Raw genomic sequence first — 14,296 nt, 5'->3', positions numbered from 1 at the left:
ATTTTAAAGGCAGAGAAAAATGGAATACGTGAAGTTTGGAAAAACCGGACTCGACGTTTCGCGGTTGTGTCTCGGATGCATGACCTATGGCGTTCCCGATCGCGGCAATCATAGCTGGACTCTTAACGAGGAGCAGAGCCGTCCGCTGATCAAGCAGGCGCTCGAACTCGGCATCAATTTTCTCGATACCGCCAATGCCTACTCCGACGGCACGTCAGAGGAGATCGTTGGCCGCGCCATCAAGGATTTCGCCAAGCGGGACGAGATCGTACTGGCCACCAAGGTTTTCATGCGGATGCGGCCCGGCCCGAATGGCGCCGGCCTGTCGCGCAAGGCGATTTTTGTCGAAATCGACAACAGTCTGCGCCGGCTCGGCACCGACTATGTCGATCTCTACCAGATCCATCGCTGGGATAACGGCACGCCGATCGAGGAAACGCTGGAGGCGCTGCACGATGTCGTCAAAAGCGGAAAGGCCCGTTACATCGGCGCGTCGTCCATGTACGCATGGCAATTCAGCAAGGCGCTCTATACGTCCCGCATGAATGGCTGGACCGAGTTCGTCAGCATGCAGGATCATGTCAATCTTCTGAATCGCGAAGAGGAGCGGGAGATGCTGCCGCTTTGTGCCGATCAGAACATCGCGGTGATGCCCTGGAGTCCGCTTGCGCGCGGCCGCCTGACCCGCGCCTGGGACGAGGCCAGCGAGCGACAAAAGACCGATGAATTCGGTAAGACGCTTTACGTGCAGGCGGCGGAGGCCGACCGTCAGATTGTAAATCAGGTTGCCGCGATCGCCAAGGCGAGGGGTGTTTCACAGGCACAAGTGGCGCTGGCGTGGGTGGCGCAGAAACCCGGCATCACCGCGCCGATTATCGGCGCATCGAAGCCCCATCATCTCACGGACGCGGCCGCCGCACTGTCGCTGAAACTGACGCCGGACGAGATTGTCACGCTGGAAGCGCCCTACGTCCCGCACCACGTCGTCGGCTTTCAATAACGAATTACCGACCCGATTGGGCTGTTCGTGAATGCGGGGTGACGGTGCCTGTTCGCCTTCACCTGGTGGGCGGTTCGTCATTCGGGCAGCGGGCAGGCGTCGTCGGCTAATTCTCTCTCTTTTTCGAAGTCGCGAAGAGAACCACCGTCTACGGTTGCGAGGCCGCGTCCGCAACGGTGGGCGATGCTGCACTGCATTCATTTATTCGGTCCATATCAAAGCTCGTTGGACAGTATCGCCGATAATCGATTTTCGATTGACAGTCGCTTTATCGATGTGGCCGAATGGCTTTATGAGCGAAATACGGGTGAGTTTTACCGGCGATGACGGACGGCTTGGGCCGCGCACCCTGACCTCTGCGGTACTTGAGCGGTTGCGCGCCGATATTCTGACAACCAAACTGTTGCCGGGCCAGAAGCTCAACGTCGCCAATCTCGCAAAGCAGTTTTCCGTCAGTCTCGCGGCTGTCCGTGAGGCCCTGTCGCGGCTGGTGGCCGACGGGCTGGTTCAGGCATCCGATCAGCGCGGCTTTCGTGTCAGCCCCGTTTCGCAGGCCGACCTCGAAGACGTCACGCAAACGCGCATTGATATTGAAGGTCTCGCGCTGCGCCGCTCCATCGAGCGCGGAGACGCGAACTGGCTGGCGTCGGTCGAGCGGGAGTTCGAGGCGCTGTGTGCAATTCCATTCCTCGATGTTGATGGGCTCAATATGCACAACGAGGGCTGGATTGTGCGGCATCGCATTTTTCACCGGACGTTGGTGAATGCGTGCGGCTCACTTTGGCTTCTCGGGTTTCGCGAGGTGCTGCACGAGCAAAGCGAGCGCTATCGCCGGCTTTCGATCAGCCGCGAAGCCAACAAGCCACGTAATGTCGAAGCGGAGCATCGCCGGATCGTGAACGCTATTTTACGGCGCGATGCGGATGCCGCGGTTGCTGCACTGGCCGATCACTTCATGACGACGATGCGCTTCGTAAAACTCAACGAGCCGATTCTGGAGATAAAGCGCGTCGAATGACCGGGCGTATCCGGCCCACGATATTCAAGTAAAAGTAGGGGAGGAAAATAATGATGATTGCACGTCGCCATCTGCTGGCATCCTTGTTCGCCGCTTCGTTTTTGGTTCAGCCCGCCGCCTCGTTCGCGGCCGATACGATTCGCGTCGGTTTGCCGACGAAAACCTATTGGCCGACCACCGTCGCTGAAACCGCCGTGCGGCAGAAGCTGTTCGAGAAGGAAGGCCTGAAGGCCGAGTTGACGATTTACCGTGGAGGCGCGGAGGCTTTCGAGGCGATGGCCGCCGGTGCTGCCGATATCATCCTCGATCCTCCGTCGCTGGTCGCGGCTGGCCGGAAAAAGGGCGTGCTGTCGAAGGTCGTCGCCAATGCGTCGATGGGCAGCTTCGGCTGGCAGTTGATGGTGAAAGCAAATTCGCCGCTCACCGTTGAGGATCTGAAGGGCAAGAAGGTCGGCATCACGTCGGCCGGATCCGGTTCGGACGTGCTGGCGCTGTGGACCATCCAGAACAAGAAGGTCGATTTCTCCCGGGTTCCTGTCGGTGGCGGCGGACTCGTGCCGAACCTTCTGGCCGGGAACATCGATGCCGCGGTGGTCTATTCGCCATTGAGTTTCCAGATCAGCAAGTCCGGTGAAGCGAAGACGATCCTTGATTTCGCCAAGGCAGTGCCGCCGAACATGACATCCGGATGGGTCGTTCTCGACAAGTTCGCGAAGGAAAAGCCCGAGGTCGTTCAGAAGGCCGTCAATGCGATCTACGGTGCGCTGCAATTCATGCGCAACAATCGTGAGACCACGGTCAAGCTGATCGCGGACTTGTATGAAGTGCCGCCGGAAATCGCGGCAGCTGAGTACGACAATACGATCATGAAGCTGGACACTGATGGCGGCATGTCCGGAGACAAGGTGCTGGAAGCGGTGAGCAAATCGATTGAACTGGCGAAGCTCGGGGGCCTGAAGGATATTGCCCCGGTCGAGGAGGTCATCTCCACCCAGTTCAAGCCTGTTCCGACCAAGCCTTAAGATCCGCAGTGACCGGAACACTCGGATTTAAGGTCGCGCGCATCGCCGTGGTGGCAGCCTTCTTTCTATTGTGGGAAGCGCTGTCACGCACGGGGGCGGTCAATCCGCGTTTGCTCCCTTCGGCGTCGGACACGTTGCTGACGCTTGCCGACCTGCTGCAGCGTGCGAGCGTGCTGAATGGTCTTGCGGTGACGGGAACCGAGGTGCTGCTGGCCTTCGTCATGGCGGTTCCGGTCGGCGCCGTCATCGGAATCCTGATCGCTGAGAATCGTTACTTCTCGGATGTGTTCAAGCCCCTGCTGTTCTTCGCGTTCAGTATTCCGAAGTCGATCTTCCTGCCGATGTTCATTCTGGTTCTTGGCGTCGGCTTTTCGCAGAAGGTCGGCTTCGGATTCGTCTCGACGATCTTCATCGTCATCATGTCGACCACGGCGGCCGTCGAGTCGGTCAAGGTCGAGCACCTGACGGTCGCTCGCTCCTATGGAGCGACGCCTCTGCAGACAGCGTTTCGTGTTTATCTTCCCAGCATGCTGCCGGTGCTTCTCGAAGCGCTGCGCATCGCGATGATCTTCAATATGACGGGCGTGATGCTGGCGGAGATGTATGCCTCGCGGGAGGGCATCGGTCACATGATCGCGAACTGGGGTGAAAATTTCCAGATGAAACAACTGCTGGCCGGCGTCGTGCTGATCTCGGTCATTGCCGTCATATTCAACGAACTCGTCAGATGGGTAGAAACACGATGCAGCCATTGGCGAACATAACGCCGCTGAAAGCTCCACCGCGCGCGGGGTCGATTCAGGTCTCGAACGTCGGTCAGGTCTTCAGGAGCAGCAAGCAGGACGTTGTCGCGCTTGAGAATATTTCGATCGACATCAAGCCGGGACGCTTCGTCGTTCTGGTGGGACCGAGCGGCTGCGGAAAGTCGACGCTCCTGATGATGATGGCCGGGCTGCGGCAGCAGACGTCCGGTTCGGTTCTGGTCAATGGCGCGCCCATCGACAAGCCAGATCCTGACCGCGTCGGCGTCGTGTTCCAGGAAGCGAGCCTGTTTCCGTGGCTGACCGCCGAGGAGAATGTCGAGTTTCCGTTGACCCTTCGCGGCACGCCCAAGGCGGAACGCCGCGCCAAGGCGCAGGATGCCCTCAAGCTGGTCGGGTTGGACGGCTTCGGCAAACAGCATCCGCATGAACTGTCCGGCGGCATGAAGCAGCGTGTATCGATCGCGCGCGGTCTTGTTCAGGACCCGCCCGTGCTTCTGATGGATGAACCGTTCGCAGCACTCGACGAGCAGACGCGTATGACGATGGGCGATGAACTGCTGCGCATCTGGGGCGCGACCGGCAAAACCGTGGTGTTCGTCACCCATAGTTTGACCGAGGCGGTCTATCTTGCTGACGAAGTGCTGGTCATGTCGGCGCGCCCGGGGCAGATCGTCGATCGCCTGCAGGTGACGCTGCCGCGGCCCCGCACCTATGACATGCTGAGCGGTGACGTCTTCGGCACCCTGCGCGACCGCATCTGGCGGCATATCCGCAAATCGGCTTGAGGCCATCGATGTCCGCGCGAACGCTCAGACACCTGATTGTCGTTTCCCTGATCGTGCTGTGGGAGATGCTACCGCGTCTCGGCCTGATTCCGGAATTGTTCCTGCCCTCGTTGTCCTCGACACTGGCGGCGGGCTGGAATGATGCAGGGGAGTACGGTCACGCATTGATGGTGACGTTGTACGAGGTCGCGGTGTCGATGGTGCTGGCGTGCGGCGGCGGAATCCTGTGCGGCGCGATTGTCGGCAGCCTGCCGCGATTGCGTGTGCTGATGATGCCGATGGTTTCGAGCCTCTACGCCATTCCGCTCGTCATTCTTTATCCCGTCTTCAACGTGTGGTTCGGCATCGGCTCGGAATCGAAGATCGCGTTCGCCTCCATTTACGGATTTCTGCCTACAATGCTGGGCACGGCGGCGGGAATCCAGACCATCGATCCGCAGCTTCTGCTGGCCGCCCGCAGCATGGGCGCGACGCTGCCCCAGCGGCTGATCCGCGTCATCATTCCGGCGGCAATCCCGACGGTCCTGTCGGGCCTGCGTATCGGAGGGGCTCTCGTTATTGTCGGCGTGGTGGTTTCCGAAATGCTGATTTCGTCCGCCGGCATCGGCTTTCTGATTTCACGCTACCGCACGATTCTCGACAGCCCGCATGTCTTTGCCGGCGTGCTTCTGGTGCTGCTGATGACCGTTGTCTTCAACGCGTTTGTAAGATGGATCGAGCGTAAGGCCTCGATCTGGCAGACCGGCACGCGCGCCGGACAACAGGCAGCCGGTGTGATGCAGGCCGGCGCAATACCGACCGCAGCCTGAGGAGTAACGGGTGTTCGATCTCACCTTGTCGTTCGACAATGGCCCCGAGCCGGATGTGACACCGGCAGTGCTCGATGTTCTTGCGCAGCGCGGCCTCAAGACGACGTTCTTCGTGATCGGAGAAAAGCTGCAAGACCCCGAACGGAAGCGCCTTGCCGATCGCGCGCACGGTGAGGGCCATTGGATCGGAAATCATACCTATACGCATTCGGTGCCTTTGGGACGGATGCGCGGCAGCGATGTTGCGGAACGTGAAGTCGGCCGGACACAGCAGGCGCTCGGTTCCTTGTCGCATCCGCAGCGCTGGTTTCGACCATACGGCGGCGGCGGAAACCTGAGCGATGGATTGTTGCAGGCGCAAGTGGTGCGTTACCTCGTGTCAGGCGGCTATAGCTGTGTGCTCTGGAATGCCATTCCGCATGATTGGGACGATCCCGAAGGGTGGGTGGATCGCGCGTTGTCCCTGTGTGGGTCGCAGCCGTGGACCCTGATGGTTCTTCACGACCTGCCGACCGGTGCAATGAAGCACCTCGCGCATTTTCTCGATCGCGCGATGGAGGCCGGGGCGCGGTTTCATCAAGAGTTTCCACCAGCCTGCGTGCCTATCCGCTCAGGTGAGATCGTGCAGTCCGTCGATTCTTACGTATCAAACATCGAAGAGAGCAACCTATGAAAATTGCAAGTTTCAAGGCGGGATCAACCGCCAGCTACGGCATCGTCACCGATTCCGGCATCATTGATGCCGGTCGCAGGTTGTCCAGCTATCCGACCTTGCGGGCTGTGCTGGAACGCGGCGCGATGGCAGAGTTGAAGAAGCTGCAGGGCGAAAAAGCCGATTACGCACTCTCGGCCGTTCAGTTGCTGCCGACCATTCCCGATCCCGACAAGATATTCTGCATCGGCGTGAACTACGCCACGCATCTGGCGGAAAGCGGCCATCCGACGCCACCTCATCCGATGATCTTCACGCGCTTCGCCAACAGCCAGGTCGGCGCCGGCCAGCCGATGATCCGGCCGCTGGAATCCGAGCGCTTCGATTATGAAGGTGAAATGGCGGTGGTCATCGGCAAGAGCGGCCGGCGCATTTCGCGCGAGACGGCCCTTTCGCATGTCGCGGGTTATGCCTGCTATAATGACGGCAGCATTCGCGACTGGCAGCGCCATACCTCGCAGTTCACACCGGGCAAGAATTTCGCCGCGACCGGCGCGTTCGGCCCGTGGATGGTGACGACCGATGAAATCCCGGACATCAGCACCCAGACCATCGCGACCCGTCTCAACGGTGTTGAAGTGCAGCGCGCGCCGATCTCCGATCTCGTGTTCGACGTGCCGGCCCTGATCGCATACTGCTCCACTTTCTCCGAACTTGTCCCCGGCGATGTGATCGTGACCGGAACGACCGGCGGCGTCGGTGCCTATCGCACGCCGCCGCTCTGGATGAAGGGCGGAGACGTTGTCGAAATTGAAGTCTCGGGCATCGGCATTCTTCGCAACCCGGTGATCGACGAATCCGCAAGCTCGGCTGGACAGGCTGCCTGATCCGTCGACGGCCAAAGAATAAGGAAGAATATCGTGAGTTTGCCAAAACACATCCTGCCGACCACCGTCGTTGGAAGCTATCCGCAGCCTGAATGGCTGGTGGATCGTGCCTTGTTGTCGAAGTCGGTGCCGCGTACCCGCATGCACGAGATGTGGCGCATTCCCGAGGATCGTCTTGAGGAAGCCCAGAACGATGCAACCGTCGTCGCCATCCGCGATATGGAACGCGCGGGCATCGACATCGTGACGGATGGTGAAATTCGTCGCGAGAGCTATTCCAACCGCTTCGCAACCGCGCTCGAGGGCATCGATGCGGACAACCCGGCGATGATCGTGGCGCGAACCGGCAACAAGACCACGCCGGTGCCTCGCGTTGTCGGAAAGGTACGGCGGGCTCGTCCGATCGAGCTGAGCGACATGGAATTTCTTCGGCGCAATACCGACCGGGCAGCCAAGATCACCTTGCCGGGACCGTTCACCATGAGCCAGCAGGCCAAGAATGAGTTCTACAACGACGAGGAAGAGCTCGCGATGGCTTTCGCCGAGGCCGTCAATGAAGAGGCCCTCGATCTGCAGAAAGCCGGCGCGGACGTTATTCAGCTCGACGAGCCGTGGGTCCGCAACAATCCGGAAGTGGCCAAGCGCTACGCTGTGAAGGCGATCAACCGCGCGCTCAAGGGAATTACCGTGCCGACGGTGGTCCACCTGTGTTTCGGCTACGCGGCCGTGGTGCCGGGTTCGACCAAGCCGACGGGATATTCCTTCCTTTCTGAGCTGGCGGATACGACTGCAAATCAGATCTCGATCGAGGCGGCGCAGCCCAAACTGGACCTTGGCGTGCTCAAGGACCTGTCGTCGAAGACAATCATGCTCGGTGTTCTCGATCTCGGGAATCCGGAGATCGAGTCGGTCGAGACCGTGGCGGGCCGGATTCGAAACGGCTTGAAGTATGTCGCGGCCGAGCGGCTGGTGCCTGCGCCGGATTGCGGGATGAAGTACATGCCGCGTCATATTGCGTTCGGAAAACTCAAGGCCATGAGCGACGCAGCCGCCATCGTCCGCAAGGAAATCAGCTAAGCGGGCCTACAGACTGCGCGGGAAACCTGTCGGGGGTGCGGCCGCCGGGCGTCGAAAACGACTCTCGCGCTGCCCGCACTCTCTGAGATCGCGCGAATTCGTGTGGAGGCGATTGAGGAGATTCTAAAACAGGGAGCGATAGTGCAATAATCATGTCGCTCCCGACGCTGATCGAAGGGCAATTTTCTTTTTTTCGATAACGCATTGTATTCCTCGGGAAACGGGCCTTAATCGAGCCTATCAGCATCGAAAATCTTGAAAAATCTGTAGTCCGCAAGATTTCGTCGCTTTGGTGAATCGATCCGACCTGTGACGCGACAATCGCAGTGGCCGGTAGTTCGCTCCCGGGGTTTGCTTGCGATGACCAAGTTGGAATTTCCAAACTCGACGCTTACGACCGATCAGTGGGAACAGGTCAATCGGCTCGCGACATCCTTGAATCACGAGCAGGCCATCTGGATCAGCGGCTATTTTACCGGTCTGAGCCATCAGGCACGTACCGCAACGGCCGCTTCGGATATCGCTACTGCGCTTGTGCCGCCTCCGGGAGGTGAACCGACCGCTGCGCCCGCAACGCGCCTCCTGACGGTGCTGTTCGCCAGCGAGACCGGAAACAGCAGGGCGCTGGCCAAATCACTTACCGAAGCAGCCAAAGGGAAGGGCATCGAGGCGCGGCTCGCCGACATGGCTGACTACAAGACGCGTGGCCTCAAGGACGAGCAGGATTTGCTCGTCATCGCCAGCACCCATGGCGAGGGCGATGCTCCGCAGACAGCGGTGGGCTTTTTTGAATTCCTTGAGAGCCGCAAGGCACCCAAGCTGCCGCAACTTCGCTTTGCGGTTCTGGCGCTGGGCGATTCGACTTACGAGCGTTACTGCGAGGCGGGCAAGCGGATCGATCGGCGGCTCGAGGAACTGGGCGCGCAGCGCCTTGCGGATCGCGTCGATTGCGACGTCGATTACGAAGACGCCGCTGCCGCCTGGATCGCAGCGGTTGTCGATAGCCTTGCGCCGGCGGCACAAACAACGGTGTCCGTCGCAGCTTCGGCAGCGCCGGTGCGGAGCGGCACGTCGGCGCCTGCGACATTCGACAAGAAGACCCCGTTTCAGGCTGAGGTCATCGACAATATCGTGCTGACCGGGCGCGGTTCGACCAAGGAAACCCGCCATATCGAACTGTCCCTTGCCGAATCCGGACTGACCTATCAGCCCGGCGACGCGCTCGGCGTCGTGCCGCGCAACGATCCTGCGCTCGTTGCCTCGCTGCTGGAGCGGCTGTCGCTGTCAACCGATGCCCCGGTGACGGTGAAGCAGGGCGCGACAAGTCTTGGCGAGGCGCTTGCCGGGACCTTCGAGATCACGGCGGTCACGCCTCGCTTTCTCGACCATTGGGCCGAGGTGACCGGCGCCGCGGAACTGCAGGCGTTGCGCGAAGGCGATCAAAAGGAGGCGCGCACGGCCTTCCAGCACAATCATCATATTCTCGATATCGTCAGCCGTTTTCCCGCGCCCGGCATCGACGCTGCGCAGTTCATCGCCGGCCTTCGGCCGCTGCAGCCGCGGCTCTATTCGATTGCATCGAGCCTTGCCGCGGCGCCGGACGAGGCGCACCTCACGGTCAGCACGGTGCGTTACGCGCTGCATGATCTGCAGCGCACTGGTGTCGCGTCCGGTTATCTTGCGGCGCGGACCGAGGACGACGCCACGGTGCCGGTCTACATCCAGTCCAACGATCACTTTCATCTGCCGGCCGACGACGTGCCGATCCTGATGATCGGCGCCGGCACCGGCGTTGCGCCGTACCGCGCCTTCATGCAGGAGCGGGAAGCGCGGGGCGCGTCGGGCCGTTCGTGGCTGTTCTTCGGCGAACGTAATTTCCGCAGCGATTTTCTCTATCAGGTCGAGTGGCAGGAGTTGCTGAAGAACGGCGTCCTGAGCCGGCTCGATCTCGCCTTCTCGCGCGATGCCGCGCCGAAGACCTACGTGCAGGACAGGTTACGCCGGCAGGGCCGCGATGTTTACGCATGGCTTGAGGAAGGCGCATTGCTCTACGTCTGCGGCGACGGCACGCATATGGCGCCCGATGTCCATGCCGCACTCACGGATATTGTTGTTGAACACGGTAGGCTCGATCGCGACGGGGCAGCCGCTTATCTCTCGGCGTTGCAGCGCGATCGCCGCTATCGGCTCGACGTGTACTGAGGCCAAATGAATGGACGTAAAGACACAGCCGGATCGTAGCCGGGACGTTTCCCAACCTCTTGACAGGCTCGGACCGGACGAAACGCTGAAAGCCAACAGCGATTATCTGCGCGGCACCATCAAGCAGAGTCTGGCCGACGAAGTTACCGCGGCGGTGACGGCCGGCGACGGCAAGCTGATGAAGTTTTTCGGCATCTATCAGCAGGACGACCGCGACATCCGCGACGAACGCCGGCGGCAGAAACTCGAAGCTGCGTTCTCTTTCATGGCGCGTGTGCGCCTGCCGGGCGGGGTGTGCAGCCCGAGCCAGTGGCTGAAGCTCGATGAGTTGGGGCGCGCCTATGGCGGCGACACGCTGCGGCTGACGACGCGTCAGACTTTCCAGCTTCACCGCATCATGAAACATAACCTGCGACCCGCTCTGCAGGGCCTGCGCGATGTCCTGCTCGATACCAAGGCAGCCTGCGGCGATGACACTCGCGGCGTGATGTGCACGGTCAATCCCGATCTGTCGAAGCTGCACGCCGAGGTCTATACGCTCGCCAGGCAGGCAAGCGATCACGCCGCCCACAGGACAGGCGCCTACAGCGAGATCTGGTATGGCGCGGAGCGTCAGGACACTGATGGTCCGGAAGAGCCGTTTTACGGGCGCACATACATGCCCCGGAAGTTCAAAATCGGCTTCGCGATCCCGCCCAGCAACGACATCGACGTTTACAGCCAGGACCTTGGCCTGATCGCGATTGCGCAGGACGGCAAGCTCAAGGGATTTAATGTGGGGATCGGCGGTGGCCTTGGCCGCACCGATCAGGCGCCGAAGACCTATCCGCGCCTTGCCAATGTGATCGGCTATATCGACGCCGACCAACTGTTCCCGGCGATCGACGCAGTGATGTCGGTTCAGCGCGATTACGGCGATCGGGTCGACCGTTTGCACGCCCGTTTCAAGTACACCATCGACGACAAGGGCCTCGACTGGATCAAGGGGGAGATCGAGCGGCGGCTCGGTTTTGCGTTTGCCCCCGCACAGCCCTACACGTTCACATCGAACGGCGATCCGCTCGGCTGGATCAAGGGCGAGGATGGACGCGAGCATTGCACGCTGTTCATCCAGAATGGCCGCGTCATCAACACGCCGGATCGTCCAATGATGGATGGTTTGCGCGCCATTGCGCGCGTCCACAAGGGGACGTTCCGCATCACGCCGAACCAGAACCTCATTATTTCCGATATCGTCCCCGAGGACCGGCCTGCCATCGAAGCGTTGATGAAGCAATACGGCCTCGATGAGTTCGAGACCCGGAGCGGACTGCGTCTCAACGCGATGGCTTGCGTCGCGCTGCCGACCTGCGGTCTGGCGATGGCGGAGAGCGAACGTTATCTGCCTGATCTCATCACCAAGATCGAAGTCATCCTCAATACGCACGGCCTGAAGGATGAGCCGATCACCATCCGCATGACCGGATGCCCCAATGGCTGCGCGCGGCCCTATATCGCCGAGATCGGCCTGACCGGGCGCGCCCCGGGCAAGTACAACCTTTATCTCGGTGGAGGTTTTCACGGCCAGCGCCTCAACAAGATGTATCTCGAGAACGTCGGCGAGAGCGCGATTCTCGAAGCACTCGACAAGACGCTTGGGCACTACGCCCGCGATCGCAAATCCGGCGAACGGTTCGGCGATTTCGCCATTCGTGCCGGTTATGTCGCCGAGGTGAAAGAGGGACGGTTTTTCAACGATTGATTGGGCAGGGCGCATCGCGCTCGCCAAACGGTTCGAAGTTCGTAGCAGAAAGGTGATTAGTATTATGTCGAATGCCAATGCAAACCCGCTCGTGACCGCAGACTGGGTCAAGGACAATCTCAACAATCCCAAGGTGCGGATTTTCGAGGTCAGCGTCGATCCCGGCGTTTACGCCAAGGCGCATATCCCGGGTGCGTTCAATCTCGATTGGCACGTCGATCTGGTCGACACCGTGAATCGCGACATCGCCTCGCGCGAAAAGCTGCAGGCCACGCTGCGCAAGGCCGGAGTCGAACCCGACACCACCATCGTCATCTATGGCGACCACAACAACTGGTTCGCCGCTTGGGGCGCGTGGGTACTCGATGTTTACGGCCTTGGCGCCAACGTCCAGCTACTCGACGGCGGCCGCAAGCTGTGGGAGGCGCGCTCGCTTCCCGTGACGGCGGATGTGCCGTCGTTCCCGGCGTCTTCGATCACACTGTCCGAACGCAATGAAAAGCTGCGGGCGCGATTGACCGATGTGCTGGCGATTGCCGAAGGGCGCGTTGCCGCCAAGCTGATCGACATCCGCTCGCCCGACGAATATCTCGGCAAGATCTTCGCGCCAGAAGGTGTGAAGGAGCTTTCGATCCGCGCCGGCCATATTCCGGGCGCCGAGAACGTGCCATGGGCGACCATCGTCAATGACGACGGCACCTTCAAGCCGATCGACGAAATCCGCAAGATCTACGCCGCCAAGGGTGTCGATGGTTCGCAGCCGGTCGTGACTTATTGCCGGATCGGTGAACGGTCGAGCCATTCCTGGTTCGCCCTGAAGCGCATCCTCGGCTATGAGGTCCGCAACTATGATGGCTCGTGGACCGAATACGGCAATTCGGTCGGCGTGCCGGTGACCAACAAGAGCGGAACGATCTGGCTCGGCAAATAAGCCGGTACGGCGCTCGCCGCCGCTTATTCGTCTGTCCGATCCTGAAAAGGCATGGCCAATCCGGCATGCCTTTTTGTTGTTCCGGGCCTGTCAGGGTCTCGTCGGCCAGCCCTCAGGGCCGATTTGTGTTTCAGTTGAAGTCCTTTAAATATGCGGCGGGTCGATCGGCGCTGTATCCCAAGGCGGCAGACCCGTACTGCCCTGGCATTTTCCTTACGAAAGTCCCGAACGTCATGTCCGAACCCACGAAGCTGGAAACCATCGCGGCCGCGAACGGCATCGCCGCAGACACGAATTTCGGGGCGGTAACCCCGCCGATGTATCTGTCGAGTACCTTCGTCTTCCCGGGCTTCGAACGCAGCGGCCCGCATGAGTACACCCGTACCAGCAATCCAACCCGCGCATTGCTCGCCGATACTCTTGCCAAGCTCGAGGGCGGCGCGGGCGCGGTGGTGGTCTCCTCGGGCATGGCGGCGGTCGATCTCGTGCTGTCGCAGTTGTCGCGTGATGATCTCGTGATTGCGCCTCATGATTGCTATGGCGGCACCCACCGTCTGTTGCTCAGCCGGCGTGACCGTGGCCACTTCAGGGTCGTGTTCATCGATCAGAACGACAAGGCGGCGCTTGCCGCCGCGTTCGAGGACAAGCCCAGGCTCGTGCTGGTCGAGACCCCAAGCAATCCTCTGATGCGCATCGTCGACATCCGGGCGATTGTCGCGCAGGCCAAGACAGCGGGCGCCAAGGTCGCGGTTGACAACACGTTCCTGTCGCCGGCGCTGCAGCGGCCGCTCGCGCTGGGCGCGGATTTCGTGATCCATTCGACGACGAAGTATCTCAACGGGCACTCGGACGTAGTCGGGGGTGCAGTGGTCGCGGCCGATGCCGCCGATGTCGAGAAGCTGGCGGCCTGGTCCAATATCGTAGGCACCTCCGGCGCGCCGTTCGATTCCTATTTGACGCTCCGCGGTATTCGCACGCTGTTTCCGCGCATGGAGCGGCAGCAGCAGAGCGCGCAGGCGATCGCCGAATTTCTGGCCGGGCATCCGCGCGTCGCCGCGTGCCATTATCCGGGCTTGCCCGCGCATCCCGGCCATGCTGTCGCCAAGGCCCAGCAATCCGGCTTCGGCGCGATGCTCAGTTTCGAGTTGCGAGGCGGCGGTGAGGAGGTCGGTCGCTTCGTTGAAGCGCTGCGGGTTTTCAGGCTTGCGGAATCGCTCGGCGGCATCGAAAGCCTGGTGGCTCATCCCGCGACGATGACGCACGCCGGCATGTCGGAGGAAGCACGCAGAGCCGCCGGCATAACGAGCGGCCTGATACGGCTTTCGGTCGGTCTGGAGGCTGAGGCCGATTTGATCGCCGACCTGAAGGACGCTTTTGCAGGGATGGGAAAGCAGAACGTTTGAAGATA

The 14,296-nt window shown here is 60.8% G+C and carries 13 protein-coding genes; all 13 read left to right on the top strand.

Annotated elements, in window-relative coordinates; all coding sequences use genetic code 11:
• Positions 1–19: 19 nt before the first annotated feature.
• Entirely contained in the window at positions 20–1,000 is a 981-nt protein-coding gene (locus ASC80_RS09720; RefSeq protein WP_056296132.1) for an aldo/keto reductase, read from the top strand.
• Between the two features lie 31 nt (positions 1,001–1,031).
• Positions 1,032–2,018, top strand: a complete 987-nt coding sequence (locus tag ASC80_RS09715; RefSeq protein ID WP_244487237.1) for a GntR family transcriptional regulator — start codon at positions 1,032–1,034, stop codon at positions 2,016–2,018.
• 50 nt (positions 2,019–2,068) lie between these two features.
• Positions 2,069–3,040, top strand: coding sequence for an ABC transporter substrate-binding protein (locus ASC80_RS09710; RefSeq protein WP_056296128.1), 972 nt, complete (start codon positions 2,069–2,071; stop codon positions 3,038–3,040).
• Between the two features lie 8 nt (positions 3,041–3,048).
• Positions 3,049–3,804, top strand: coding sequence for an ABC transporter permease (locus ASC80_RS09705; RefSeq protein ID WP_056296125.1), 756 nt, complete (start codon positions 3,049–3,051; stop codon positions 3,802–3,804).
• Complete coding sequence (locus ASC80_RS09700) at positions 3,783–4,589, top strand: ABC transporter ATP-binding protein (protein ID WP_056296122.1); 807 nt, start codon at positions 3,783–3,785, stop codon at positions 4,587–4,589. Before ASC80_RS09705 ends, ASC80_RS09700 begins: the two co-directional genes overlap by 22 nt.
• A gap of 8 nt (positions 4,590–4,597) precedes the next feature.
• Positions 4,598–5,398 carry an ABC transporter permease gene (locus ASC80_RS09695; RefSeq protein ID WP_056296120.1) on the top strand — a complete coding sequence of 267 codons (801 nt, stop codon included), beginning with the start codon at positions 4,598–4,600 and terminating at the stop codon, positions 5,396–5,398.
• A gap of 10 nt (positions 5,399–5,408) precedes the next feature.
• A complete protein-coding gene (locus ASC80_RS09690) occupies positions 5,409–6,071 on the top strand; it encodes a polysaccharide deacetylase family protein (protein WP_056296118.1) in 663 nt (220 codons plus the stop codon).
• A complete protein-coding gene (locus ASC80_RS09685; protein ID WP_056296115.1) occupies positions 6,068–6,937 on the top strand; it encodes a fumarylacetoacetate hydrolase family protein in 870 nt (289 codons plus the stop codon). Before ASC80_RS09690 ends, ASC80_RS09685 begins: the two co-directional genes overlap by 4 nt.
• Before the next feature lie 33 nt (positions 6,938–6,970).
• Positions 6,971–8,014, top strand: a complete 1,044-nt coding sequence (locus tag ASC80_RS09680) for a 5-methyltetrahydropteroyltriglutamate--homocysteine methyltransferase (RefSeq protein ID WP_244487236.1) — start codon at positions 6,971–6,973, stop codon at positions 8,012–8,014.
• 360 nt (positions 8,015–8,374) lie between these two features.
• Positions 8,375–10,216 carry an assimilatory sulfite reductase (NADPH) flavoprotein subunit gene (locus tag ASC80_RS09675; RefSeq protein WP_056298629.1) on the top strand — a complete coding sequence of 614 codons (1,842 nt, stop codon included), beginning with the start codon at positions 8,375–8,377 and terminating at the stop codon, positions 10,214–10,216.
• A 10-nt stretch (positions 10,217–10,226) separates the two neighbouring features.
• On the top strand, positions 10,227–11,957 hold the full coding sequence (locus ASC80_RS09670) for an NADPH-dependent assimilatory sulfite reductase hemoprotein subunit (RefSeq protein WP_056296110.1): 1,731 nt from the start codon (positions 10,227–10,229) through the stop codon (positions 11,955–11,957).
• Positions 11,958–12,021: 64 nt separating this feature from the next.
• Positions 12,022–12,888 carry a sulfurtransferase gene (locus ASC80_RS09665; RefSeq protein ID WP_056296108.1) on the top strand — a complete coding sequence of 289 codons (867 nt, stop codon included), beginning with the start codon at positions 12,022–12,024 and terminating at the stop codon, positions 12,886–12,888.
• 233 nt (positions 12,889–13,121) lie between these two features.
• Positions 13,122–14,291, top strand: coding sequence for a cystathionine gamma-synthase (metB, locus tag ASC80_RS09660; protein WP_056296106.1), 1,170 nt, complete (start codon positions 13,122–13,124; stop codon positions 14,289–14,291).
• Positions 14,292–14,296 lie beyond the last annotated feature (5 nt).

The sequence above is a fragment of the Afipia sp. Root123D2 genome, from assembly GCF_001425835.1.
Classification (GTDB): domain Bacteria; phylum Pseudomonadota; class Alphaproteobacteria; order Rhizobiales; family Xanthobacteraceae; genus Afipia.
The sequence above is the reverse complement of the archived record's forward strand: the minus strand, read 5'-3'. Positions and strand labels throughout refer to the sequence as shown.